We start from the raw sequence: 24274 nt of genomic DNA, 5'->3' as shown, positions 1-24274 counted from the left end.
GGAAATTGCATTTTTGCAATCATTCTGTATAATGGAAGTATGCGGAGGAGGTGCGTATCTATGGCTTTACCCGGAACGCCCGGACAGCGGATTTCCGATTTATGCAACGGGAACCACATCACACAAAAGGAACTTGCGGAGAAGATAGGCGTTTCCGCTTCCCAGTTGAGCCGCATTGTCAGCGGCGAAACAAGAACGGTCAGCAGTGATATTCTCATAGGTGTGGCAAAGGAATTTAAGGTATCGACAGACTACATACTGGGCTTGTCTACCGTGAGCGTTCGTAAAAGCTACGATATTTCTGAATTAGGCTTGTCCGAGGGAGCCGTGAGGGGGCTTGTGACGGGTGCTGTTGATGTGCAAATCCTCAACCGCCTGTTGGAACACAGGAATTTTCCTAAGCTGATAGATTTGATACGGATTTATTTTCAGGATACGGCGGCAAAGGGCATAACAGCAAGAAACCAGCTTATCGAGATGGCAACGGCTTCCCTGTCCGACCTGATGAAAGAACACCCGGAACACCGGGCAGAAGCGAAGCAGGATTTACAGCTTTTGAACGCCCAAAAGATAGGGGAACATGAAGCGGAGATTGAAAAAATCAAAAATGTGTTCCTGGCTATCCTGCGGGACATTAAGAAAGACATTGACAACGGGGAACAGCCGGGAGAAGCTGTGACCGCCGCTATGTTCCAAGCCATGCGGGACGCACTGGCGGAACAGAAACAAAAACCACTTTCCATTGACGATGTAACGGCGATGATAGCTGGACAGATCGGACAGCTTACACCGATGGATAAAGAAACTGTTGAAATGTTCCAGCAGTTTGCGAAGAAGATGATTGAGCAGGCAGGAACAAAGTGATAAATTTGAATTGTGAGGGAAAATACAGATGAATCAAGGAAGAATTATTGTGATTACAGGCTCACCGGGGACAGGAAAAACAACAACTGCGTCAATTGTCGCAAAGGAATCAGATATGGATAAATCAGTGCATATGCACACCGATGACTTTTTTCATTACTTAAGCAAAGGCGCAATACCACCACATTTGCCAGAATCCAACGAGCAAAATCTGGTTGTCATTGAAGCCTTTTTAGAAGCTGCAAAGCGATATGCTCGTGGCGGATATGATGTAATTGTAGATGGGATTGTCGGGCCATGGTTTTTGGAGCCATGGAAAGCTCTTGCCCAAGAAGATTACGAGGTACACTATATTGTATTAAGAGCGAGTAAAAAAGAAACTATGAAGCGAGCTGTGGAACGCTCAAAATTAGATAGAAAAACAAATATTGAATTAGTGGAAACAATGTGGGAGCAATTTTCCGGTTTGGGAGTATATGAATCAAATGTCATAGACACAACTACATTCACAATTAAAGATACGGTTTCCGCAATAAAAGAAAGAGTTGCATGTGGGACGTCTTTACTATCTTAGACATTCCCATTTGTCAGGAAGATAGCAAAGCCAGCCGAGCCAGTCAACGGTCAAGATGAACGGCGCATTTCATGCGCCGCCGTTGACAGTCCCGCCCGTCTTTGCTAAAGGGTAATCAAGGCGGGAAAGCCCTAAAATGGCTTCACACCTATTTCAATAATTGGAGGAGATAAAAATGAGATCAGAAAAGGAAGTTTATGATATTGTTTTGAATTTTGCAAAAACAGACAAACGCATTCGCATGGTTACTTTGGAAGGATCTAGAACAAATACAAATATTCCGCCTGATGATTTTCAGGATTTTGATATTACTTTTTTTGTTACGGATATGGACAGCTTCACAAGTGATGATAAATGGCTAGATATATTTGGTGAAAGGTTGATTCTGCAAAAGCCGGAAGATATGGAATTATTTCCAGCTGTAGAAAAGGGATTTTCATATTTAATGCTGTTTACTGATGATGTTAAGATAGATTTAACTTTGCTGCCGCTGGAACTGATAGACGAGTATTTTACATGGGATAAACTGGTAAAGTTACTGTTGGATAAAGACAACCGTATCGTAAAGCCGCCAATACCAACGGATATAGACTACCACTTGCAGAAGCCTACTCAAAGAATGTTTGACGATTGCTGTAATGAATTTTGGAATACTACAACATATGTAGTAAAGGGCTTATGCCGCAAAGAAATTCTTTTTGCTATTGACCATATGAATGATATAGTACGAAAAGAATTGCTTCGCATGATTTCCTGGCTGATTGGTATCAAACAGGGATTTCATTTCAGTTTGGGAAAAAACTATAAATTTATGAAGCAATATGTCCCAGAGGAATTGTGGGAACGACTTATGTCCACTTATAATATGGATTCCTATCCCCATATGTGGGAATCCTTTGAACAATGTATGGCATTGTTCCGGGAGGTTTCGTCAGAAGTGGCATGCCAGTTGGATTACCAGTATCCACTATATGATGAAAAAATCAGTAATTATGTGATTCGGCAAAAGAAAAAATATGGCATTGAAGATGATAACAAATAAAATTTTTTCAATCGAAAAAATTTATTTTGATTATTCAATTTTGAAAAACTGAATACCTCAAAATCAGAAAGAGAGCGGCCAAGCACTTTGAGGGATTGGCCGCCTTGTCCACCCATCCAGCGGGACAGCGGGCGGAGGTCAAGGCCGGGTGTAAACCCGTTCATTTCAGCCTTGACGGTTGCCCGTTGTCCTGCTACTTTTCCGGGAGTGTGGCCACAACTTCGGGACACTTTGTCCACAAGTTGGAGCGTAGGACGAGGAACTGGGGCTTTCATATACGCCCTGTCTGCTGATGAGTCCAGACCTGCGCTTGCGGCTCCACGCCACGCAAGCACAGCCCTGTTTTCCTGCCGCTTCAAATGCCCTTGCCCTCCCCGGCGGCAACGGCATTTTCACGGCAACGCCGGCAGAGCGTATAACACACTACACTTTGCTTCGCAAAGTCGTGTGCCAAATGGGGGCGTTGCCCCCTTTGGAAACCCCCACAAGAAAAGGCGGTACGCTACCCCTCCACGGGGCGCATACCGCCTTTTCTTGTTATCCAGCCCTCCGGCTGTATCGGTTGAGCAAAAGTCCGCGTGGGATTGATGTGGTATCTTTAACTTTGGGAAACTCCCGTTTCCCATTTCGACACCGCTTTATCGGTAATCCCCAAGGCCTCGGCCAGCTGACTTTGCGTCCAGCCTTTTTCCTTTCTGCGGATAGCGATGAAGCCGCCGATTTTTATCTGATCCATACTTTATCCTCGCTTTCATCGTTTTCATTGTAGCGCAGCACGCCAAAAGGAACACCTACCAACGGTAGAGTTCCTCGTTTTCCACCTGTTTTCTCTCTTCTGCCGCGTCGGTTTGGGATAAAAACCGATTGGATTTCTGACAAAAGTCCTCTTCCGATCAGAGACCTGTAACCTTCGTGAAAGAGTTCAACTTTTGTCAAAAAGAAAGGAGAGCCTGCGCTCTCCTCTCACAAATTGAAAATCAGCTTATTTCTGAACTGCTTCGTCAACGACGATTTCGCCAGACTTGATCTTCGCTAACGCGTCTTCCATCGCCTTGACGATTTCATCAGACAGGTTCGGGTTTTCCTTCGGGAAGCCGATGCCGTCATTGCTTGCGTCAAAGACCATTGTTCCACCCTGGAATGTGCCATTCTTGACCTGTTCTGCGAAATAGTAAGCCGCTGTATCCACACGCTTCAGCGCAGAAGTCAGAACTGCGGATTTGCCGTCGGACATCAGACCTGCGTCATACTGGTCGGAGTCAACGCCGATCGCCCAGACGTCTTCGCCAGCTTCACGGCGGTCCTTCGCTTCTTTAATCAGACCGTTGCCCGTTGCGCCCGCCGCATGGAAAATAACATACGCGCCGTCATTGTACTGCTTCTGAGCCAGGGTCGAGCCTTTGCCCGGATCATCAAAGGCGTTGGCATAGTCCGTCAGCACTTCGATCGCCGGATCGACGCTGGCAACACCCTGCTTGTAGCCTGCTTCAAAACGTTCGATGATCGGGTTTTCAACGCCGCCGATAAATCCGACTTTCGTTTTGCCCGCTTCTTTTGCCTTCATGGCTGCGGCAACGCCGACCAGATAAGAAGGCTGCTGCTCTTTAAAGACTGCGGAAGCAACGTTTGGTTTGTCAACTTCCGTATCAATGATAACGAACTTCTGATCCGGATACAGATCGGCAACTTCTTTCATCGCATCTTCAAACAGGAAGCCTGGAGCTTCGATCAGATCTTTCTTCTGATCCGCGAAGGTGCTCAGATTCGGGATGTAATCCGCGTCCGCCGAGGACTGCAGGTAGCCGTAGCAATCTTCACTCATCTTGTTGTCTTCCGCGAATTTAACTACGCCTTCCCAAGTACCCTGGTTGAAGGACTTGTCGTCGATACCGCCCAAGTCGGTAACTAATCCGATGGTAATCGTGCAGCCGGTGTTTTCACCGTCTGTGTTTGCGTCAGCGCTTGGTGTCGGTGTAGCCGTTCCTCCGCCATTGTTGGAACAGCCGGCAACCATCAGCAGCGCTAAAGCAAAGGTCAGCAATTTTTTCATTTTCTTTCCCTCCATTGCTTTGTGCAAGCTATGCTTACAGTATAATATTAGACTTTTAAAATGCCATTTGTCAACTTAAGGCGTGGTTTTCTTCAGACAATTCCGGCAAGTCAGGAAAAAAACCGGTTTTGATTCAGAAAATAATCAATTCCGGTTTCAATGTGATTTTTCAATCTTCTTCCTCAGCGTCCGCTTCAGCGTTCTTTTTAATGTAAACATCTCTTGGCTTCGAGCCCTGAACAGGACCGATGATGCCGCGTTCTTCCAGCACGTCGATCAGCCGGGCCGCGCGGTTATATCCGATTCCAAACCTTCGCTGCAAGAGCGACGTCGACGCCTTCTGCGTTTCGATGACGTAGTCCTTCACTTCCTCGTACAGCGGATCGTCCTGGGCTGAGACCACAGCCGTGCTCTCGTTGTTATCGACGCCTTCCAGCCGGATAAACGCGTCCTCGTAGCGCGGCTTCATCTGAGCGGAAACAAAGTCGGTGATCCGCTTGACCTCCTCGTCGGTAACATAGACACCCTGCAAGCGCACCGGACTCGGTTCGCCGATCGGGAAATAAAGCATATCGCCGTTGCCCAGCAGCCGTTCCGCTCCGACATGATCGAGGATCGTCCGGGAATCAATGCCGCTGGAAACGGAGAAGGCGATCCGGCTTGGAATGTTGGCCTTGATGATGCCGGTGATGACATCGGTCGAGGGCCGCTGCGTCGCGACGATCAGATGAATACCGGCGGCGCGCGCCAGCTGCGTGATCCGCTGGATGCTCATTTCCACTTCCTTGCCGGCCACAGCCATCAAGTCCGCCAATTCGTCGATGATCACGACGATAAACGGCATCGGCTGCAGGTTCGGCTGCGGTTCTTTGGCGATTTTCTCGTTGTAGCCGGCGATGTTGCGCACCCCGACCTGCGCGAAGACCTCGTAGCGGTTTTCCATCATCATGACGATGACCTTTAACGCGCGGGCAGCCTCGGCGCCGTCGGAAATTACCGGACCGATCAGATGCGGGATCTCGCGGTACGGCGTGAATTCCACCTTCTTCGGATCGACTAAAAGCAGCTTTACCTCATCCGGCGAAGTCCGCATCAACAGCGAGGTGATGATCGTATTCATACATACCGACTTGCCGCTGCCGGTCGCGCCGGCAATCAACAGATGCGGCATTTTGTCCAGCTGGCAGAAAATGCCTTTACCCATTAAATCCTTGCCCAGCGCCAGAAGCAGCTTTTTGTCTTTTTTATCCTCCGGCAGCTGACGCATCAGCTCCAGCATCTTGACCGGCGTCGTTTCGACATTCGGGATTTCGATGCCGACGGCGTTGCGGCCGGGAATCGGCGCTTCAATCCGGATATCGCGGGCTGCCAGCTCCATTTTCAGGTTATCGGAAATCGCGTTGATCTTCGATACCTTGACGTTGGAATCCGGGCGGATTTCAAATTTAGTGACCGCCGGGCCGATATGCGTGGCGACCAGCTGTGCGTTGATGCCGAAATTGCCCAGCACCTCGATCAGCTTCTTGCCTTTGATCGACGCGGCGTTCTGGTTCAGCACCGAGCGTGACTTGGCCTGAATTTCGTCGAGCATCGTCAAGGCTGGCAGCTTGTAGTCGACCGCTCCCGCGCCGCTGCCCACGGATACCACCTTCGGCAGCTCCTCCGCAGCCGGTTTCTCTTTTTCCTCTTTTTTCTTTTCTTTCTTCACGACCGGTGACGGCAGTTCTTCTTCTGGCGCCGGTTCGTCGTCCGGGGTTAAGAAAATTGATTTCTTCTTCTTTTTGCCCAGCTCCACCGTGCCGATCACCTTTCGCTCTTCCGCAGCCACTTCCAGCGAATCGCTTTCCGTTTCGCATTTGGAACGCTTCGGCTTCGGCTTTTTCTCACGATGCAAAGCCCCGGTGAGCGACTGCCACAGCGACACATAGACCTCGGTCTTGATCATCAGCAGCGCCGCCAGCGCCAGCAGCGCGAAAATCACCAGCACCGTGCCGGTGCGGGCAAACAACAGCGAGCTGAGCGAATACAATAACGCGCCCAGCACGCCGCCCTGAGCTGCGACGGTTGAAGGCGAACTGAAATGCTCGCCGGTATGGGAAAGATACTCGCTGAACACCTGAAAGCCGCTCAGCTGCGGGTCCTGAGGAATCGCCGACCACAAAATCATCGCGACCAACACCGCGCCGATCGCGATCAGCGTCTTAACGGAGAAAACGGGAAACTTCTGTCCAAACAAGACAGCCAGCCCCCCGAGTAAACACAGCCCGTAGACGACTCCGTAATACGTTCCGAACAAATACCGCGTGATCGTAGTCAGAAACTGACCGACGATGCCCAACTGCAGCGCCGCGATCAGCGTCACGGTGATCGCCGCCAACGCGATCACATAACGCAGGATTTCCGAATCCACGGTATTCTTATTGCTTGTTTTCTTCTTCTGCTTCGTTTTCGCCACGGATCATCATCTCCTATTCCGTGACATTGATTTCGACAATCGCCGGTAAAATCATCGGGCGCTTGCCGGTTTCCTTCAAGACATATTTCACGATCCGGTCTTTGGCTTCCATCCGCACCGCCATATTTTCATAGCGTTTTTCCTTGACGGCGTCCTCGACCGTCCGTTCGATAATGTTGCCGATTTCCTTGACGATGTGATCGGCGTCCTTCAGATAGATCACACCGCGGCTCTGCACATCCGGTCCGCCGATGACCTCCTTGGTCTTGTGATTGACGACGATGCCGACGATGATCGCGCCGTCGGTGGATAAAATTTCCCGATCGCGCAGCACCATGCCGCTGACGTCAAGATTCTCGTTGCCGTCGATCAAAACGTCTTCCAGCGTCAGCTGATCCGCCGTCGATTTCAGAATGCCGTCTTCAAATTTGGCAATCTGCCCGTTGTCCAGCACAAGGATCTTATCCGCGTGATAACCCATGTTCAGCGCGATGTTGGCATTGGACACCAGCTGGCGGTATTCGCCCTTGATCGGCATGTAATAGGTCGGCTTAAACAGGTAAAGCATCATTTTCAGATCTTCGATCGACGCGTGCATGGAATACACCTTGCGCCGGTCCAGCGTCACAACGCGGACGTTTTCCTTATACAGTTCGTTTTCCATATTCGTCGCTTCGCGTTCGGTGCCCGGCACCACCGGCGAGGCAATGACGACGGTATCCTGGCCGTTCAGCCGCAGCATCGCATCTTCGCCCAGCGCGACCTTGTGCATCCGCCGGAACACGTGATCGCCTGAACCGGACACGATCACCACGACGCCCTTCAAGTCATTGGTAAACTTGGCTTTTGGGATTTCCAGACCGATCGGCATGCGGTAATAGCCCATCTTTTCAACGGCTTTTAAAATCGCGCGCAGATCGTCGTCATAGAAAATCACTTTGCGGTTGTACTTGTTCGCCAGCTCGATAATCTCGATGATGCGGTATAAATTCTGATGATAAGTCGTAATGATAATCCGGCCTTCCGCGTCTTCAAATGCCGGTTCGACAAACTCCGTGATGCGGTGATGCGGCGCCGAATGGCCCTCGCGGTCCGCGCCGACCGACTCGGTCATCAACGCCAGCACGCCGCGCTTGCCAATCTCCGCCAGCGCGGTGATATCGCAGGAAAAAGCGTCGTTATGAATATCGTAGTCGACGATGTATTCGCTGGTATACACAACCGCCCCCTGCGGCGTTTCGATCGACAGGCCGAAGCCGTCGGCGATCGACTGGGTCATGCCAAAGGTGCGGATCGGAATTCCGGCGATCTTAAAGCTGGAATTGCGCTTGACGCGGTGCACGCGAATCTCGCGCAGTCCTTCCTTTTTCAGCATCTCCTCGATCAGCATCGCGGTTAACGGCGTCGAATATACCGGTGCTTTGACATGCCGAAGCAGATTCGGCAGCGCCGCCATGACGTCGTCATGACCATGCGAAATGAAAATCGCCTGAATTCGGTGTTGGTTCTCAATTAAATATTTGAAGTCCGGAATGATCCGCTCGATCCCCAACTGATCGGTGGATTCCGGATATTTTAAGCCCGCTTCAATGACAAAAATGGATTCGCCGACTTCAACCACATACATGTTTTTGCCGTCTTCATCCAGCCCGCCTAAAGCGAACAGACGTACTTGATCCATGAAAATTCCTCCTATGATGTTTTCTTTATTATACCCTGTCCAACGTTCCCTGACAACCGCGCGCAGCGCAGGAAAAACGCTTTCAATCGTTGAAAAGCGCTTGTCCAGGCGGTTTTGGTCAATCATGATACGGCCCAACAGGGATAGCTTCGTGGGTAAACTATATCATAGCTCCGGCTGGATTTCAATCCTTTTAACAGAATCGCCTTCCAGCCTGGAGAAGGCGTTCACTAAAAAAAGACCGCGGTCTGATAAAAAGCAAACAAAAACCGCCGGTCTCATTCAGCGAAATTCCGACGGCAGTTGTCTTTGGGGCTCAGGCAGCCTGCGGCTGCGGTTGTTCGATTTTTTCACCGTTCAGCGACCACGAATGGATCTCGGTGATCCGCACCTGAACCAGATCGCCCGGTTCGGCATGATCGGCGGTGAAGTTGACCAGCTTGTTGGTCTCGCTGTAGCCGCTGTAAACCTGTTCGTTTTTCTTGGACGGTCCGTCGACCAGCACGGTCACGATCCGGCCCAGATACGGCTCGTTATTGCGATGGGCATAAAACGCGATCTTTTCATTGAGCTGCTGCAGGCGGCGGCTTTTGACCTCAGCCGGCACATTGTCCTGCATCCGTGCGGCCGGCGTGCCCTCGCGGGGAGAATAGATGAACGTAAACGCGCCGTCGTACTGACATTCGTCGACCAGGCTCAGCGTCATCTCAAATTGTTTCTCGGTTTCATTGGGGAAGCCGACGATGATATCGGTCGTGAACGAACAGCCCGGAATCCGGTCTTTAATCTTATGGAACAGCGTTAAATACTCCTCGCGGGTATAACGCCGGCCCATGATCTTGAGCATTTCGCTGCTGCCGGACTGCACCGGCAGATGAATCGCGGGCATGATGTTGTCATAGCTGGCGATCACCTCAATCATCTCATCCGTAAAATCCCACGGGTGACTGGTTGTAAAGCGCACCCGTTCAACGCCAATTTCCGCGGTATCGCGAAGCAGCTGAGCAAAACCGTAACCGCTGGCGCGGTCTTTGCCATAGGCGTTGACGTTCTGGCCCAGCAGCGTGATCTCCTTATAGCCCTGTGCCTTGAGTTCGCGCACCTCTGCCAGCACGTCTTCGGGATCGCGCGAACGTTCCTTGCCGCGGGTATACGGCACGATGCAGTACGTACAGAACTTGTCGCAGCCGTACATGATATTGACCCACGCCTTATGCTTGCCAAAGCGGCGCACCGGCAGGTTTTCAATGACCTCGCCTTCCTTGGAGAAGATCTCCACCGTGCGCTCATGGCTCAGCATGGCCTGCGTCAACAGCTGCGGCAGTCGATGCAGATTGTGCGTGCCGAAGATCAGATCGACCTGATGATATTTTTTCAGAATCAGATCGACGATGTCTTCCTCCTGCGCCATGCAGCCGCACACCGCGAAAATCAGATCGGGATTTTCCCGCTTCATCCGCTTCAGCGCGCCCAGCTGGCCGATGACCTTGTCCTCGGCATTTTTGCGCACCGCGCACGTGTTCAGAATGATCAAATCCGCGTCGGCTTCGTTGGCAGCGCTCAAAAAACCCATCGTTTCAAGGATTCCGGCGATGGTTTCCGAATCGCGCTCGTTCGCCTGACAACCATAGGTATGGATATAATAACGCCGGCCGACGCCCAGACTGCGCGCCTGCGGATCCAGGGCGAACAGCGAACGTTCGATCGCCGCTTCCTGCGGCGTCCGTATTTGCGCCGCCTTCAGCGACGGCAGCTTCCAGTCTTTTTTCATAGGCATCTCCTTGTCTTTTTCATAACGCGTTTCATTATATCAAAAAGAAGGCTTTTTGTCGCCTTCTTTCTGTCTCTCTGCTTATTTCAGGATGGAATTACTGCGAAATGGCAGAAACCGGGCAGGTCGAAACGCAGGCACCGCAATCGATGCATGTTCCTTCGTCAACACCCGCTTTTCCATCGTCCTGTAATGCAATGGCTCCTACCGGGCAAACTCCTGCGCATGCGCCGCAGCCGATGCATGTATCTTTATCTACTTTTGCTGGCATTGTTTCATCCTCCTTTATGCTCCCTATTATATCATGGTTGCTTTTTTTCAACAATAAGTTTTATCGCCGTTCTTTGCTGACCGTCGATCACGATATCCATAAACGCCGGCACGCAGAACAGCTCCAGACCGATCGGCGCCACAAACCCGCGCGCGATCGCAACCGCCTTGATCGCCTGGTTAATCGCGCCGGCGCCGATCGTATCGACTTCGACCCGATCGTTCTCTTTTAATAAGTTGGCTAACGCGCCCGCGACCGAATTCGGATTGGATTTCGTTGATACTTTTAATATTTCCATAAAATACCCCTTTCTTCTAACAGGATATGTGAGAAAAAAGGGGTTTATGTTATGGTCTGATCTGAATCCGCTCAACGTGGGAAGCCCGGCCTGTCGTTTCGTCGATTTCCGCCCACACCCCGCATAGCATTGCCGGTCCTTCCGCGACGGTATACCGGGTTTTGATTCCATGCAGCGTGCGGTCGATAACCTCCTGCTTATCGCGGCCGAGAATGCTGTCAAACGTGCCGCACATGCCGACGTCGCTGATGTATGCGCAGCCCCGCATCAGCTGCTCATCGGCGGTCTGAACGTGGGTGTGCGTGCCGACGATCATGACACACCGATCGGCGAACACCTGCGCGAACGTTTCCTTCTCGCCGGTCGTTTCGCCATGGAAATCCACGAACCACAGATCGGCGGATATCCGGTTCAGAATTTCGCTCATGCACGCAAACGGACTGCGCACGACGTTGTCCATGAACACCTCGCCGCACAGATTGACCATGCCGATCCGCTTCCCGTTAACCCTCGCAATCCGCACGCCCTCGCCCAGCTCGACCGGAGCCAGGTTGACCGGCCGGATCAGACGGTCAGCTTCCTGAATGAACATTTTCAATTCGCTTTTGGAAAACGTATGGTTACCCATCGTGATGTAGTCCACCCCGCAGCCTAACAGCTGGTGATAAATCTTTTTGGTGATGCCTTTGCCATGGGCGGCGTTTTCGCCGTTGACGATCGTCAGGTTCGGACAGATCTTTTCTTTTAAAGCAGGCAGGTGCTGCTGGAGCATCTGCCTGCCTGGGGAACCGACGATATCGCCGATAAATAAAATTCGCATTATTTCGCTAATTCGCTGGCGCGGGTTTCTCGAATGACGGTGACCTTGATCTGTCCAGGATAGGTCAGCTCGGCTTCGATCTTATCTTTAATATCGCGCGCTACGCGATGGCATGCCACGTCGTCGATCTTATCCGGAATAACCATGACGCGGATTTCGCGTCCGGCCTGAATCGCATACGTCTTATCGACGCCTTCAAAGCCGTTGGCGATCGCTTCCAGCTGTTCAAGCCGGTTGATATAGTTTTCAAAGCTCTCAAACCGGGCCCCCGGACGGGCTGCGCTTAACGCGTCCGCCGCTGCGACAAGGTTGGAGATCAGCGTCGTCGGTTCGACTTCGCCATGATGCGAATGAATCGCGTTGATGACGACGGCGTTTTCGCCGTGCTTCTTCGCAACCTTCACACCCAGCTCGACATGGCTGCCATCCATTTCGAAGTCCAGCGCCTTGCCGATATCGTGCAGTAAGCCCGCGCGCTTGGCCAGCGTCTGGTTCAAGCCCAGCTCGGCGGCCATCATGCCGGACAAATAAGCGACTTCCATGCTGTGCTGCAATACGTTCTGACCATAGCTGTAACGGAACCGCAGACGGCCCAGCAGTCTGACCAGCTCTTTGTCGATCCGGCCGATCTGCAGCTTGAACACCGCATCCTCGCCGGTTTTCATAATCGTGTCGTTGAGTTCGTTGGTCACCTTGCGGACTACGTCCTCGATCCGGCCCGGCTGAATGCGGCCGTCGCGAATCAGTGTTTCCAACGCCTGCCGCGCGATTTCGCGGCGGATCGGGTCGAAGCAGGAAACCGTAATCGTTTCCGGCGTGTCGTCGATGATCAGATCGACGCCGGTCGCCTGTTCGATCGCCTTGATGTTGCGGCCCTCGCGGCCGATGATCCGGCCCTTCATTTCCTCGGAAGGCAGACCGACGACGGAAACCGTCCGTTCAATCGTTTCTTCCTGAGCATAACGCTGAATCGCCAGCGCGATGATATTGCGGGCGGAATCGGCGGCTTTGGAACGTGCCTCGTCTTCCCGTTCGCGGATATAAACGCTGACCTCTTTATCCATTTTCTTTTCGACGGCGTCCATCAATTCCTTTTTGGCGTCATCGGCGCTCATTGACGCGATGCGTTCCAATTCGACAATCTGATTGTCGATCTTGGCCTGCAGCTGAGTTTCCATCTTCTCCAGTACATTCAGTTTATCCGTGATCTGGCTGTTTTTGTTTTCAATCTGCTTTTCTTTCGCCGTTAAGGTTTCATCACGAAAATTCAGGTTATCTTCCCGACGCGTCAGTTTATTTTCTTTATCCTGAAGCTCTTGCTTTCTTTCCTTAACTTCTTTTTCAGCGGCCAGCTTCAGCTCGTACGCCTGCGTACGGCCGTCCAGCACAGCCTGTCGGACTAAGTTCTCAGATTTAATTTGTGCCTCTTCTAACAGCAATTTTGCCTTTTGCTGATCACGATTTAAGCCCAGCCGGGATGTGATCATCATGATGACGACACCGACAGCTAAACCCCCAATACCAGATAAAATGGACAAAACAAGTGAATTCATCATACCTTATTTCCTCCATTATCAGTTGTGTAGAGTTGTGACTCCTTTATAATAATACCTAATTTTAACCGTTTTCACAATAACAAAGCATGGTTTTTCCAGAAATTCTTTCTTTTTCACCGGCTTTTTCATCCTGTTTCCCATTGTTTTATTCTTTAAAAAGGAAGCCCTTTCACCCAAAGTCTTCCTCTGACGCCCGCCGTTAAGCGCTTTTTCACATCTTGAAAAAAAGAACAAGCTTAAGCTTGTTCTTCGGCTGGCGCTTCTTCCTCGTCGCCATGAAAAAGTTTATGTTTGATTTTCGCGGTGATTTCCTCATCCAGCTGCGGATTGGCTTTTAAGAATGCCCGCACCGCTTCGCGGCCCTGCCCGATCTTCTCTCCGTTATAGGAGAACCAGGCGCCGCTCTTGTTGATGATTTCAAACGATTCGCCCAGGCTGACGACTTCGCCGATATGCGAGATTCCCTCGCCGTACATGATTTCGATCGCCGCGACCTTAAACGGCGGCGCGACCTTGTTTTTTACGACCTTGACGTTGACCTTGTTGCCGACGATTTCCGAACCATTCTTAATTGCTTCGCTGCGGCGCACGTCCAGGCGCACTGAAGAATAGAACTTCAGCGCCCGGCCGCCCGGGGTCGTTTCCGGATTGCCGAACATGATGCCGACCTTTTCCCGCAGCTGGTTGATAAAGATCGCCGTGCACTGGCTGCGGTTCATGACGCCGGCCAGCTTCCGCATGGCCTTCGACATCAAACGGGCCTGCAGACCGACCTGGGAATCGCCCATTTCGCCATCCAGTTCGGCCTGCGGAACTAAAGCTGCAACCGAGTCGATGACGATCAGGTCGATCGCTCCGCTCTTGATCAGCATCTCGGTGATTTCCAGCGCCTGTTCCCCGCTGTCCGGCTGGGATAAGATCAAATCGTCGATCTTGACGCCCAGATTCTTCGCGTACATCGGGTCGATCGCGTTTTCCGCGTCGATAAACGCCGCCCGTCCGCCGGCTTTCTGGCACTCGGCGATCGCGTGCAGCGCCAGCGTCGTTTTACCGGAGGATTCCGGTCCGTAGATCTCGATGATCCGGCCTTTCGGATAGCCGCCGATGCCCAGCGCGTAGTCGATCGCGATCGAACCGCTGCTGATGGCGTCGATGTCGACATTGGCCCGGTCGCCCAGTTTCATAATGGACCCCTTGCCGTATTGCTTCTCGATCTGTTTGAGTGTGTCCTGGAGTAGTGCGTCTTTATTCTTCTCTTTTTCTGCCATAGCTGTCCCTCCGCTACTCTTTATATACGCAAATTTTTTAAAATTCCTTTTTATTTTACCGAATCTGTCTTAAAATTGACGAACTTCGCTCCGCAACCCGCTGAACGATCTGTTCGCGGACTTCCTGACGCGTCCCGGTTAACAGGTCGGTCGCGGTCCAGGTTTGACCGGGAACATGAATTGCCGTGCAGATCATCCCCGCCGGTTTGTCCTCCATGACGTCCGGTCCGGCGTTGCCGGTAAAGGCCACCGCCATGTCGCAGTTCATTAACAGCGCGCACTGCTCGGCCATCGCTTTCGCAGTTTGTTCGCTGATCACACCATACTGATCAAGTATCGCCGGATCGACGTGCACGACGTCGATCTTCATCGCCGTCCAATAGGTCACGACGGCGCCCTTAAAGAAGGCGGACACCCCCGGCACTTCGGTCAGCCGGCTGGCAAACAACCCACCCGTACAGCTCTCACAGCTGCACAGCGTCCAGCCTTTCTGACGAACCAGCGCCGCCAGTTCCGCCATGCTACTTGCTTTCAAAAATGTACTCCTTCATCTGATTAAAATAGGAAATTCCGCTGGCCAGCGACGTGAATGCCGCAAACCACAATAAGAAATCCGAGACCGGCAGACGGTACAGCTCAAACGGCAGATTGTTCAGCAGAATCGTTATGATCGAAAGCATCTGCACCACCGTTTTCAGCTTGCCCAGATAGCCCGCCGCCATCACGACGCCGTTGCTTGAGGCAATCATGCGGATGCCGTCGACAATCGTATCGCGGGCAACCATGATCAGCACCGGCACGACGGGAATCGTGCCCTGCGCCGCGAATAAAATATACATCGTCGTGACTAACAGCTTATCGGCGATCGGATCGGCAAACTTGCCGAAAGTCGTGACCAGATTGTTCTTCCGCGCCAGATAGCCGTCCAGAAAGTCCGTGAAGCTGGCGACGCAAAACAGCACAAGCATCACGATATTGACCGCCGAAAGCGTCACAAACCCAAACTGCAGCAGAGGAATCTCAATTCCGAATTGCGAATAAGGGAAGATCGCGATCAAAATGATGACCGGAATCATGATGATCCGCATCACGGTTAAACGATTAGGTAAATTCATAGCTTATTCCCCTTTCAGAATGAAGTTGATTTTCTGACCGCTGGTTTTCGCCGCGATCCCGGCGTCCAGCGTCACCGCCTCGCCGTTGATTGTGATCGTGTTGTTTTTGACGATGCCGAAATGGATCGTGATCTTTAAATCCTGAGAAGCGGTGCGGGTGATCTCCATCACGTCGTTGGCATGATAGGTCGTGCTCGCCGGATTGTCGGTCGCAACGTCGTTTTCCAGCACCCGGATCCATGTGTCCTGCGCAAACGTAACGGCGATCGTAAAGCTTTCCTGCGCCTTCCAGCCGCGCACCTCGTAGGTTGACGGATCGTTGGCCGCCATCGTCACCGTCAGCGCGGACGGCTGACCGATCACATCCGGCGTCTCACTTGGCGTCAGCGATGGCGTCGGCGTGACGTCAGCCGTTGGGAAACTGTCTTTTTTCGGTTCAGATTTAAACCAGTTCGGCGCCGTCTTAAACAACACGACGCTTAAGCAGACCAGCATCACCGCAATGACCGCCAGCAGCGACACCAGCGAATAGTCGATCTTTTTCTTTTCTTTTTTCAACGTGCCCGAAGCCCTGCTGATTTTCTTTTCAATATTCGACTGCATTTCTTCCCGGTCATGAATGGCTTTTAAGCTCATCGTTTCGGTGAACTGATCCAGATCCTGACTCAGCTGATCGCGCAGCGGATCAAAATCCAGATACAGCGCCTGGCAATAGAACCGGACAAAATACCGGACATAGGAAAGGTCATCCTTAAAGAACTCCAGATCCCCATCCTCCAGCGCTTTAAGCTGAGCGACGGAAATCCGCGTTTTATTGCTCATTTCCTCAAGAGTGTAGCCGAGTTCTTCCCGGCGTTTTTTCAATGTAGCACCAATTTCTTTCATTCTGCTGCACCTCTTTTTTCATATCAGAACAATTATATCAAGTGTTGTTCTAATTGTAAAACAAGAACTCGCTGAAAGTGGTCGACAAAGCGTAACGTTTGTCAAACCAGGGTGAACGGAATCCTCTTATGTCGGACAAGCTCACTATAACACAGGGATGAATTATTTTCAAGTTAAACTCTTTATCGTCTCTTTATCCCGACGCCGCTTCCGCCGCACTCCCAACAGTCTGCCCTGATCCCCCCACGCTGTCCTTTTCTTTACCGGGCTTTTTTAAGCGGAATTCGCAGTTTATTGATTTCCTTTTCACGCTGAAAATTAAAGAAAAAGGAGCTGATCGCTCAGCTCCCGGCCTTCTATCGTGTAAGCCATGTTCTGTTCCCGATCCCTGCGGACCGGGCGGCAACCATTTATCTCCGTCCTTGCGGACGGCTTCCGCGCCCTTCATTTCAGGTTTGGAAGTTCCCCTACCAAATTTGGGTTTCTCGCTTGCGGGGTTTATCGCGTTCCACTTTCCGGATTTCCCCGGAAACTCCGTCACTGTGACACTGTTACAGACGTCCGCCATAGTTCAAACGAACCTTAGGGTTTCGTCAGCCGTCAGCCTTGCGGCTGCCCGGTCTTATTGATTGGGCCGGCGCAAACACTACAATCATCGCAGATTGTGCGAGCATGGACTTTCCTCTAGCTTTGATCAAGCCAGCGATTGCCCGGATAGAAGACTAATCCATCTGTTTGTTTTTATAGACTTCCTGTTCCAGACGCGACAGCCGCTTCAGAATATCAACCTGATTAAACGAGTTCTGACCCGCTTCTTCCATGACCTTCTGCCGGCTTTCCAGTTCGATGATCCGGGCTTTCAGCGAAGCGTTGGCCCGTTCCTGAGCCATCAGCTTTTCACCCAGTTCGCCGATCTTGCGTTCATAGATCTGATAATCCTGAATGACCGAATCCAGAAACTCGTCCACTTCCGCTGGAGAATATCCCTTGAAGTCAACGTGAAATTCTTTATCCAGAATTGCCTGAGGATCTAAGTTCAGCTTGTTTTCCATCGTGTCACAACCTTCCGTCTGCTTTTATTTTCGCAGATTGAGGGTTAAAAAGCAAGTCATATCCCAAAACGTTTTTTGACAAAGACCGGTCAGACTTTACGATTTTGTTACGAATCCCGGGTATTCCTAGAAAAACGACGCAATGTTGTATATAATAATGGAAGGTGATGATATGATCGGTTATCCGAATGGAAAGACTTCCGCGCGCTCAGTCAACGCTCAGCCACTGAAACAGTCGGCCGGCGGCCGCGGGATGTCTTTGGAAAATGATCTGAATAAGACCAATGAATACTACCTGCAGCTGGACAAAGCGGTGATCCACAAGAAACCCACGCCGATCCAGATCGTGCAGGTCGATTATCCCAAGCGCAGCGCTGCCAAAATCACGGAAGCGTACTTCAAGGTTCCTTCCACAACCGATTACAACGGCGTCTACCGCGGCAAAGCGATTGACTTTGAGGCGAAGGAAACACGCTCGAAAACATCCTTTCCCTTCTCCCACATCCATCTGCATCAGATCGAGCATCTGGAGCGGGTGCTGCGGCAGGGAGCGATCGCCTTTGTCATCGTCCGGTTTATCGCCTACGATGAAACCTACTATGTCGACGCCGCGAAAATGATCCGGCAGTATCGTCTGGCCGAACGGAAATCCCTGCCTTATTCGTGGTTTGTACAGGAAGGGATTCTGATTCCATATTCGCTGACCCCGCCGGTACATTATCTGCGGGTGATCGACGAACTATATTTTAAGGAGAAGTGAGCTATGAATACGACGCAGAAACAGCCGCCGAGGAAAAAGCCGGCGGCCAAAAAGAAAACGGTCAAAAGAAGAAAAATCAACGCCAAGAACATGGCGACGATCATCGTTTCGGTGATCGTAATCCTGGGGCTGATCGGCGGCAGCGTCGGGATGGTGATGATCGGCAGCATGATCAACGATGCGCCGAAGATCGACATCAACAACTTTGAAAGCAAGGAATCGACGCAGATCCTTGACAAGGACGGCAATCTGATCCAGGACATCGGTCAGCAGATCCGCACCAACGTTTCCTACCAGGATATGCCGACGTCCTTAGTCGACGCGTTTGTGGCCGTTGAAGACAGCCGTTACTTTGAACATAACGGCTTCGACCTGCCGCGTTTTGCCAAAGCGTTTCTGACCAACCTGAAAACGCTGAGCTTTTCGCAGGGCGGCTCAACCTTTACGATGCAGTTAGTGAAAAACACCTACTTTACCAACGATGAAACCGGCGAGATGGCGGCCCGCAGCAAGCTGGCCGGCGTCAAGCGCAAGGTTCAGGAAATCTTCCTGGCGATGCAGTTGGAGAAACAGACAAACAAAAAGCGGATTTTCGAGCTGTATTTAAACAAGCTGAATTTCGGCGGCTCGGGCAACATCCGCGGTGTTCAGAAGGCCGCCGAGTATTACTTCGGCAAAGACGTCAGCGAGCTGAACCTCAGCGAAAGCGCGCTGCTGGCCGGGATCATCAACCGCCCCAACGCCTACAATCCATTTAAAAATCTCGATTATGCGACCGAGCGCCGCAACACGGTGCTCAACCTGATGCAGCGGCACGGCTACATCACAAAACAGGAAGCCGAGCTGGCCAAGTCGATCAAAATTGAAGATCAGCTGGTCGACAGCTCCGTCAATAAGGGCAGCACCGACGGCGGCACGCCATACCAGAGCTATGTCGACGCGGTCATCGCCGAGGCAAAAGAACTGACTGGAATGGATCCGACCGTCGTGCCGATGAAAATCTACACGTCGATGGATCCTGAAGTCCAGACGCAGATCGACGACATCCAGGCTGGCAAAACCAACGTGGAATTCCCGGACGACCTGATGGAAATCGCGATCGTCTCGATGAACAACCAGACCGGCGAGATCGTCGGCATCGGCGGCGGACGCAATTACGCCGGCGGCGGCAGCCTGCTGCTCAACCATGCGACCGATCAGTACAAGCAGCCGGGTTCCGCGGTCAAACCGTTCTTATCCTATGCGCTGGCCTTTGAAAACCTCGGCTGGGCAACGTCCCACACAGTCACCGACGCCCCGTTTAATTACGCCGGGACGACGAAGGTCGTCAAGAACTTCAACGGCCGCTACTATGGCGATATTCCGCTGGAATACGCCGTCGGCAACTCGCTGAATACCCCGGCGTTAAAAACGCTGCAGGAAGTCATCGACGCGATCGGAAGCAAGAAGGTCGTGCAGTATCTGCAAAACCTCGGCTTCAGCCGCGTCACCCAGGACGAATTCAACGTCGGCTATGCGATCGGCGGCTCCACCTACGAAGCCAGTACGGTTGAAATGGCCGGTGCGCATGCCACGATGATCAACGGCGGCAGCTACATCAAGCCCCACACGATTACCAAGATCGAGTTCAAAGACGGCACCTCGCCGGTCGTTCCGGATTATTCCGGAACCCAGGTCATCAGCGCCGAATCCGCTTATCTGGCTTCGCATCTGATGTACCAGGCGGTTTATGGCCCGTATTCCAACTACATGCAGATCTTAAAGCGCGGTTATCCGATTTACGGCAAGACCGGCACGACCGACTGGGGCAGCGACGGCTTGAAATTCGGCATTCCGCAGGGCGCGGCCAAGGATAAGTGGATGATCGCATCCAGCTCGAAATACACCAACGCGGTCTGGGTTGGTTATGAAAAAGGGATTAAAGATAAAAAAACTTACTTTGATTCGCAGAAAAGCAAACTGAACATCCCGGGCAATATCTCCAAGCTGATGCTCGACGTCCTGCATAAAGACGAGGAGAATCCGCCGGCGATCACCCAGCCCGACGGCGTGACCTCGATCACCCATATCAAGGGTCTGTATCCGTACACCGCGGTGCTGGAAGGCATGGACGGCAGCTTCGTGACCACCGGCATGATCAAGAAGGAATTCAACAAGCTGGCCGATCCGCTGCAGGCTTCAGTTCAGGATATCGGCACGTTCGACGCCAGCCTGAGCACTGACGGCAACCTGCATCTGACCTGGGGCGATTACCCGGACGCAAGCAAGCTCACCGTCGCGCCGAACACCAAAAATCTCGGCATTGAAGTCGGCGGCAAGTGGTACGACGCGCCGGACTGCGCAGTCGCGTTCGACTGGACATGGGTCTACGGTCCGATCCGCTACAAAGCGCAGGTTTCCATTCAGGACTTCTCGTTCGACGTAACCAGCGAACAAGCCAGCATCGATCAGCACATCGACGTCAAGCCGGGCGACAAGGTCAACGTCTGCGGCTACTACGCGTATGAAAATATGAATTACCGAAGCAATGAGATCTGCAAGGAAATCCAGGTTGAAGATAAGGAGATCCAGCTGACGATCCCATCCGACAAAGCGACCAAGGCGGAAATTGAAAGCTGGGCCAGCGCCAACGGCGTCACCGTCAGCTTTACAGAAGTCGCCGACGAAGCGAAGAAAGGCACTAACGAAATTATTTCCAACGGCGTCAAGGTCAACGGGACAACGATGACGTTCATGCAGTCGACAATCGGGCAGGCCCGCTTCGCTGTCACGCTGTACGTCGGTCTTGCCTGCGGCGACAACGCGTCCGTCGTCAATGGCGCCTGCGCCTGCAATCAGGGCTATGAGGGCGATCCGATCAAGGGCTGTACGGCAAAGCCGGCGCCAACGCCGGATCCGACCCCGTCTACTGATCCAAGTCCGGATACCTCGCCTTCCCCGGATCCAACGCCAAGCGAGGATACCCAGGATCAAAACGATGAGAACAAGGATTAATTCGGTATTCTTACAAAAGTCTTAATATCAATCCCGGCAGAGGAATTTCAATTCGCTCTGCCGTTTTTATGTTAAAATGAGAACAAGGAGCTGATAACTTGAAAATCGAAGAAGAAATTCAGAAATTAGTCGATGAAGATCAGATTCAGGAAGCCCTGCTGACGCTCGACGCCAACGAAGCCAAGGTTCATGATAAAGCCTGGTATTACAGCGAACGCGGCTGGATTCTGGGCATGCTCGAACGCTATCAGGAAGCGTTCTGGAGTTTAAACAAAGCGCTGAGCTTAGGTCAGGACGACGCCGGTATTCTCTCCCAGCTAGGCTGGGTGCTCAATAAAATGGAAATGCACGAATCCGCGCTGGACTACCTGAATCAGGCGGAAAAGAAAGGCCGCGACGACGCCTGGCTGTACCGTGAAAAAGGCTGGACCCTGACGCAGCTGGACAAGTTCGAGGAAGCCGTCGGCTACTTTGAGGAAGCGTTGTATTTCGATCAGACCGACGGCTGGTGCCACGCTCAGATCGGCTTTTGTTACAACCGGATGGAACAGCCGGATCAGGCGCTGAGCGAATTAAAAAAAGCGCTGACGATGAATTACCGCGATCTGTGGGTGATGAAGGAATATGCCTGGAGCTGCTCGCGCGTCAATCAGCTGGAAGACGAATTGGAAATCCTGCAGGAGCTGATCAAGGACAATCCGGACGATTTGTGGCTGCTCAACGAACTGGGCTTCTGCTGCAACACGCTCGATCATCCCCAACAGGCGCTGCCTTACCTTGAAAAGTCCGTGGCGATCAACGATCAGGATATCTGGAGCCAATGCGAGCTGGCCCGCTGCTACGCGATGCAGGGCAAGCCTGAAGAAGCCCTGCCGCACTTTCTCAAAGCCAGGGAATTAGGCCGCGACGATGCCTGGATCGAGGTTCAGATCGGCTATGTCAACGAAGACATGAACAAGCCAGAGGACGCAATCCCGCAGTTTGAGCTGGCGCTGCAGAAAGATCCGGACAACATCTCCGCGCTGTCGCATTTAGCCTATCAGCTCTCTCAGAAAGGCGATTCCAGGCAAGCCCTGCCGCTGCTGGAAAAAGCCCTGAGCTTAGGCCGCGACGACGCCTGGCTGTATGCCCAACTGGGTTACGACTATTCAGAGGTCAACGAATATGACAAAGCCGCCGAATATTATGAAAAAGCGGTTGCATCCCACAACGATCCGTTCTGGGTTAAAACCCAGTTAGGCTGGAATCTCGCGGCCGGCGGGCATAAGGAAGAAGCGCTGGACGTGTATTTCAAGCTGCTGGAAGAACAGCCGGAAAACGGCTGGGTACTGGCCCAGATCGCCTGGAATCAGGTACGTCTGGACCAGCTGGACGCCGCGCGGGAGAATTATGAAAAAGCGCTGGCCACCGGTATTAACGAAATCTGGATCTGGAGTGACTGCGCCTGGCTGTATCATCGGATCGGAGCTTATGACAAGGAATTGGAATACTTGCAAAAAGCGATGGAGATGGGGCGCGACGACGACTGGCTGCATTACCGCAAGGCCGACGCCTTCAGTCAGCTGGACCGCTACGATCAGGCGCTGGCCGAGCTGGCGGTCGCCGAAAAAAAAGGCAAACAGGACATTGAGCTGTACTCGTTAAGAGCCTGGAACTTCGGCCGGCTGCGGCGCAACGAAGATGCGATGGAACAACTGAAAAAAGCTCAGGAGCTGGGCCGCGACGATCTGTGGATCGTCAATGAAATCGGCTGGAATGAAATTCAGCTGGATCACTATGAAGAAGGCCGCAAGCTTTTCGAACGGTCAATCGAAATGGATCCGGAAGACGGCTGGGCACACGCCCAATTAGGTTACGCCCTGAGCCGCTTAAAGCAGTTCGACGAGGCGCTGGCTGAGATGGAAAAAGCCAAACAGCTGGATTTTGAAGAACCGTGGAATTTGCGTGAAAAAGCCTGGATTCTCTCGCAATTAAGCCGCTATGAGGACGAACTGGCCGTGTTGGAGAAACTGAACTTGCCGGAAACGGACGACCGCTGGGTCTTGGGCGAAGCGGGCTACTGCCTGAATCAGCTCGACCGCAGCGAGGAAGCGATCGGTTATCTGAAGCGGTCGATCGAACTCAAGCCGGATCATGCCTGGACGTATTGTCAGCTGGGGATTTCCTATAAAAATACGAACCAGCTGGAAGCGGCGGAGGCCAGTCTGAAAAAAGGTCTGGAACTGGGGTATGCGGACAGCTGGCCGCACTATCAGCTGGCGATCGTTTACAACCGCATGGAAAAATACGAGGAAGCGTTAAAGGAAGTCCCGCTGGGCTTTGATGAAGATGAAAAAGACTGCAGCGATTACCATTGGATGATGGCGCGCAATCTGGGACCGCTGGGCAAACATCGTGAAGCAATCGCGCATCTGCGCAAGGCAAACGATCATGACGAAGCCTCCTTATATGAGGAATTCGGCTGGAATTACAGCGAATTGGAACTGTATGACAAGGCTTTGGATTATTTTCAGCGGGCCGCGCATCTGCGTGAGGAAAAAAGCGGCTGGCTGCTGGCGCAGTTAGGCTGCACCGAAGACCGGTTAGGTCATCACCCGAAAGCCGACGTCTATTTAAAGGAAGCCCTGGAAAAAGGCTACGACACGCCATGGTTCCACACGGTCCTGGCCTACCATTACTGGAAAACCGGCAAGCGCGAGGAAGCGCTGAAATGGCTGAATATGGCCAAGGATGAAGGCCGCCATCCGGATTGGATGGATCAGGCGTTCAAAGAACTGGAAAAGCCGAAAGGCTTCAAGCTGTTCAAGGGCAAATAAGA

General features: G+C 52.2%; 21 protein-coding genes and 1 other RNA gene. 6 read left to right on the top strand and 16 right to left on the bottom strand.

The annotated features are described in order from the left end of the window. Positions 1–60 precede the first annotated feature (60 nt). From I2D94_RS07575 to I2D94_RS07565, 3 genes are all read left to right on the top strand, one after another. Complete coding sequence (locus I2D94_RS07575) at positions 61–864, top strand: helix-turn-helix domain-containing protein (RefSeq protein ID WP_002334816.1); 804 nt, start codon at positions 61–63, stop codon at positions 862–864. Between the two features lie 28 nt (positions 865–892). Then, positions 893–1438 (top strand): AAA family ATPase, encoded by a 546-nt coding sequence (locus tag I2D94_RS07570; RefSeq protein ID WP_001071501.1) that lies wholly within the window; start codon positions 893–895, stop codon positions 1436–1438. Positions 1439–1613: 175 nt separating this feature from the next. Next, positions 1614–2480: an aminoglycoside 6-adenylyltransferase AadE gene (locus I2D94_RS07565; protein ID WP_001255868.1), complete on the top strand. Its 867-nt coding sequence runs from the start codon at positions 1614–1616 to the stop codon at positions 2478–2480. On the opposite strand, the gene I2D94_RS07560 is transcribed toward I2D94_RS07565, so the two are convergent. The 16 genes from I2D94_RS07560 to I2D94_RS07485 all read right to left on the bottom strand — a co-directional run bounded on the left by I2D94_RS07560 (position 2429) and on the right by I2D94_RS07485 (position 17702). Then, positions 2429–2839 carry a hypothetical protein gene (locus I2D94_RS07560; RefSeq protein WP_002334817.1) on the bottom strand — a complete coding sequence of 137 codons (411 nt, stop codon included), beginning with the start codon at positions 2837–2839 and terminating at the stop codon, positions 2429–2431. The genes I2D94_RS07565 and I2D94_RS07560 overlap by 52 nt on opposite strands. Positions 2840–3078: 239 nt before the next feature. Beyond that, positions 3079–3216, bottom strand: a complete 138-nt coding sequence (locus tag I2D94_RS07555; protein WP_229056798.1) for a helix-turn-helix domain-containing protein — start codon at positions 3214–3216, stop codon at positions 3079–3081. Between the two features lie 246 nt (positions 3217–3462). Further along, positions 3463–4530 (bottom strand): BMP family ABC transporter substrate-binding protein, encoded by a 1068-nt coding sequence (locus tag I2D94_RS07550; protein ID WP_072683546.1) that lies wholly within the window; start codon positions 4528–4530, stop codon positions 3463–3465. Between the two features lie 169 nt (positions 4531–4699). Further along, positions 4700–6985 carry a DNA translocase FtsK gene (locus tag I2D94_RS07545; protein WP_195396184.1) on the bottom strand — a complete coding sequence of 762 codons (2286 nt, stop codon included), beginning with the start codon at positions 6983–6985 and terminating at the stop codon, positions 4700–4702. A gap of 13 nt (positions 6986–6998) precedes the next feature. Continuing rightward, a complete protein-coding gene (locus tag I2D94_RS07540; protein WP_195396183.1) occupies positions 6999–8666 on the bottom strand; it encodes a ribonuclease J in 1668 nt (555 codons plus the stop codon). A 316-nt stretch (positions 8667–8982) separates the two neighbouring features. Next, positions 8983–10437: a tRNA (N6-isopentenyl adenosine(37)-C2)-methylthiotransferase MiaB gene (miaB, locus tag I2D94_RS07535; protein WP_195396182.1), complete on the bottom strand. Its 1455-nt coding sequence runs from the start codon at positions 10435–10437 to the stop codon at positions 8983–8985. A 97-nt stretch (positions 10438–10534) separates the two neighbouring features. Next, positions 10535–10708, bottom strand: coding sequence for a 4Fe-4S binding protein (locus I2D94_RS07530; RefSeq protein WP_006060856.1), 174 nt, complete (start codon positions 10706–10708; stop codon positions 10535–10537). Between the two features lie 31 nt (positions 10709–10739). Beyond that, positions 10740–11006 carry a stage V sporulation protein S gene (locus tag I2D94_RS07525; RefSeq protein ID WP_072683550.1) on the bottom strand — a complete coding sequence of 89 codons (267 nt, stop codon included), beginning with the start codon at positions 11004–11006 and terminating at the stop codon, positions 10740–10742. A 49-nt stretch (positions 11007–11055) separates the two neighbouring features. Beyond that, on the bottom strand, positions 11056–11826 hold the full coding sequence (locus I2D94_RS07520; RefSeq protein ID WP_195396181.1) for a TIGR00282 family metallophosphoesterase: 771 nt from the start codon (positions 11824–11826) through the stop codon (positions 11056–11058). Continuing rightward, complete coding sequence (gene rny, locus I2D94_RS07515) at positions 11826–13382, bottom strand: ribonuclease Y (RefSeq protein WP_072683552.1); 1557 nt, start codon at positions 13380–13382, stop codon at positions 11826–11828. Before rny ends, I2D94_RS07520 begins: the two co-directional genes overlap by 1 nt. A gap of 236 nt (positions 13383–13618) precedes the next feature. Next, positions 13619–14650 carry a recombinase RecA gene (gene recA, locus I2D94_RS07510; protein WP_072683554.1) on the bottom strand — a complete coding sequence of 344 codons (1032 nt, stop codon included), beginning with the start codon at positions 14648–14650 and terminating at the stop codon, positions 13619–13621. 55 nt (positions 14651–14705) lie between these two features. Next, positions 14706–15185, bottom strand: coding sequence for a CinA family protein (locus I2D94_RS07505; protein WP_195396180.1), 480 nt, complete (start codon positions 15183–15185; stop codon positions 14706–14708). Beyond that, positions 15172–15765, bottom strand: a complete 594-nt coding sequence (gene pgsA, locus I2D94_RS07500) for a CDP-diacylglycerol--glycerol-3-phosphate 3-phosphatidyltransferase (protein WP_072683556.1) — start codon at positions 15763–15765, stop codon at positions 15172–15174. The genes I2D94_RS07505 and pgsA overlap by 14 nt, the downstream gene beginning before the upstream one ends. Positions 15766–15768: 3 nt before the next feature. Continuing rightward, entirely contained in the window at positions 15769–16650 is an 882-nt protein-coding gene (locus I2D94_RS07495) for a RodZ family helix-turn-helix domain-containing protein (protein ID WP_072683557.1), read from the bottom strand. Positions 16651–17009: 359 nt separating this feature from the next. Beyond that, positions 17010–17368, bottom strand: an RNA gene (rnpB, locus tag I2D94_RS07490) — RNase P RNA component class B. Between the two features lie 4 nt (positions 17369–17372). Further along, positions 17373–17702, bottom strand: a complete 330-nt coding sequence (locus I2D94_RS07485) for a DivIVA domain-containing protein (RefSeq protein WP_195396179.1) — start codon at positions 17700–17702, stop codon at positions 17373–17375. A 172-nt stretch (positions 17703–17874) separates the two neighbouring features. Here I2D94_RS07485 and recU point away from each other — a divergent pair, with 172 nt between their 5' ends. From recU to I2D94_RS07470, 3 genes are all read left to right on the top strand, one after another. Then, positions 17875–18462, top strand: a complete 588-nt coding sequence (recU, locus tag I2D94_RS07480; protein ID WP_072683559.1) for a Holliday junction resolvase RecU — start codon at positions 17875–17877, stop codon at positions 18460–18462. 3 nt (positions 18463–18465) lie between these two features. After that, positions 18466–21456 carry a transglycosylase domain-containing protein gene (locus I2D94_RS07475; protein WP_195396178.1) on the top strand — a complete coding sequence of 997 codons (2991 nt, stop codon included), beginning with the start codon at positions 18466–18468 and terminating at the stop codon, positions 21454–21456. A 98-nt stretch (positions 21457–21554) separates the two neighbouring features. Continuing rightward, positions 21555–24272, top strand: coding sequence for a tetratricopeptide repeat protein (locus I2D94_RS07470; RefSeq protein ID WP_195396177.1), 2718 nt, complete (start codon positions 21555–21557; stop codon positions 24270–24272). The last annotated feature ends 2 nt before the right edge of the window (positions 24273–24274 follow it).

This window comes from Holdemania sp. 1001302B_160321_E10 (assembly GCF_015552275.1).
GTDB lineage: Bacteria > Bacillota_I > Bacilli_A > Erysipelotrichales > Erysipelotrichaceae > Holdemania.
This window is presented reverse-complemented; position numbering and strand designations above follow the sequence as displayed.

Excerpts from the sequence above, each read along its gene's own strand:
- recU (WP_072683559.1), top strand. The coding sequence starts at position 17,875 with ATGATCGGTTATCCGAATGGAAAGACTTCCGCGCGCTCAGTCAACGCT.
- I2D94_RS07495 (WP_072683557.1), bottom strand. The coding sequence starts at position 16,650 with ATGAAAGAAATTGGTGCTACATTGAAAAAACGCCGGGAAGAACTCGGC.
- I2D94_RS07530 (WP_006060856.1), bottom strand. The coding sequence starts at position 10,708 with ATGCCAGCAAAAGTAGATAAAGATACATGCATCGGCTGCGGCGCATGC.
- I2D94_RS07540 (WP_195396183.1), bottom strand. The coding sequence starts at position 8,666 with ATGGATCAAGTACGTCTGTTCGCTTTAGGCGGGCTGGATGAAGACGGC.
- I2D94_RS07565 (WP_001255868.1), top strand. The coding sequence starts at position 1,614 with ATGAGATCAGAAAAGGAAGTTTATGATATTGTTTTGAATTTTGCAAAA.
- I2D94_RS07520 (WP_195396181.1), bottom strand. The coding sequence starts at position 11,826 with ATGCGAATTTTATTTATCGGCGATATCGTCGGTTCCCCAGGCAGGCAG.
- I2D94_RS07555 (WP_229056798.1), bottom strand. The coding sequence starts at position 3,216 with ATGGATCAGATAAAAATCGGCGGCTTCATCGCTATCCGCAGAAAGGAA.
- rny (WP_072683552.1), bottom strand. The coding sequence starts at position 13,382 with ATGATGAATTCACTTGTTTTGTCCATTTTATCTGGTATTGGGGGTTTA.
- I2D94_RS07570 (WP_001071501.1), top strand. The coding sequence starts at position 893 with ATGAATCAAGGAAGAATTATTGTGATTACAGGCTCACCGGGGACAGGA.
- recA (WP_072683554.1), bottom strand. The coding sequence starts at position 14,650 with ATGGCAGAAAAAGAGAAGAATAAAGACGCACTACTCCAGGACACACTC.
- I2D94_RS07475 (WP_195396178.1), top strand. The coding sequence starts at position 18,466 with ATGAATACGACGCAGAAACAGCCGCCGAGGAAAAAGCCGGCGGCCAAA.
- I2D94_RS07525 (WP_072683550.1), bottom strand. The coding sequence starts at position 11,006 with ATGGAAATATTAAAAGTATCAACGAAATCCAATCCGAATTCGGTCGCG.
- I2D94_RS07485 (WP_195396179.1), bottom strand. The coding sequence starts at position 17,702 with ATGGAAAACAAGCTGAACTTAGATCCTCAGGCAATTCTGGATAAAGAA.
- I2D94_RS07550 (WP_072683546.1), bottom strand. The coding sequence starts at position 4,530 with ATGAAAAAATTGCTGACCTTTGCTTTAGCGCTGCTGATGGTTGCCGGC.
- pgsA (WP_072683556.1), bottom strand. The coding sequence starts at position 15,765 with ATGAATTTACCTAATCGTTTAACCGTGATGCGGATCATCATGATTCCG.
- miaB (WP_195396182.1), bottom strand. The coding sequence starts at position 10,437 with ATGAAAAAAGACTGGAAGCTGCCGTCGCTGAAGGCGGCGCAAATACGG.
- I2D94_RS07575 (WP_002334816.1), top strand. The coding sequence starts at position 61 with ATGGCTTTACCCGGAACGCCCGGACAGCGGATTTCCGATTTATGCAAC.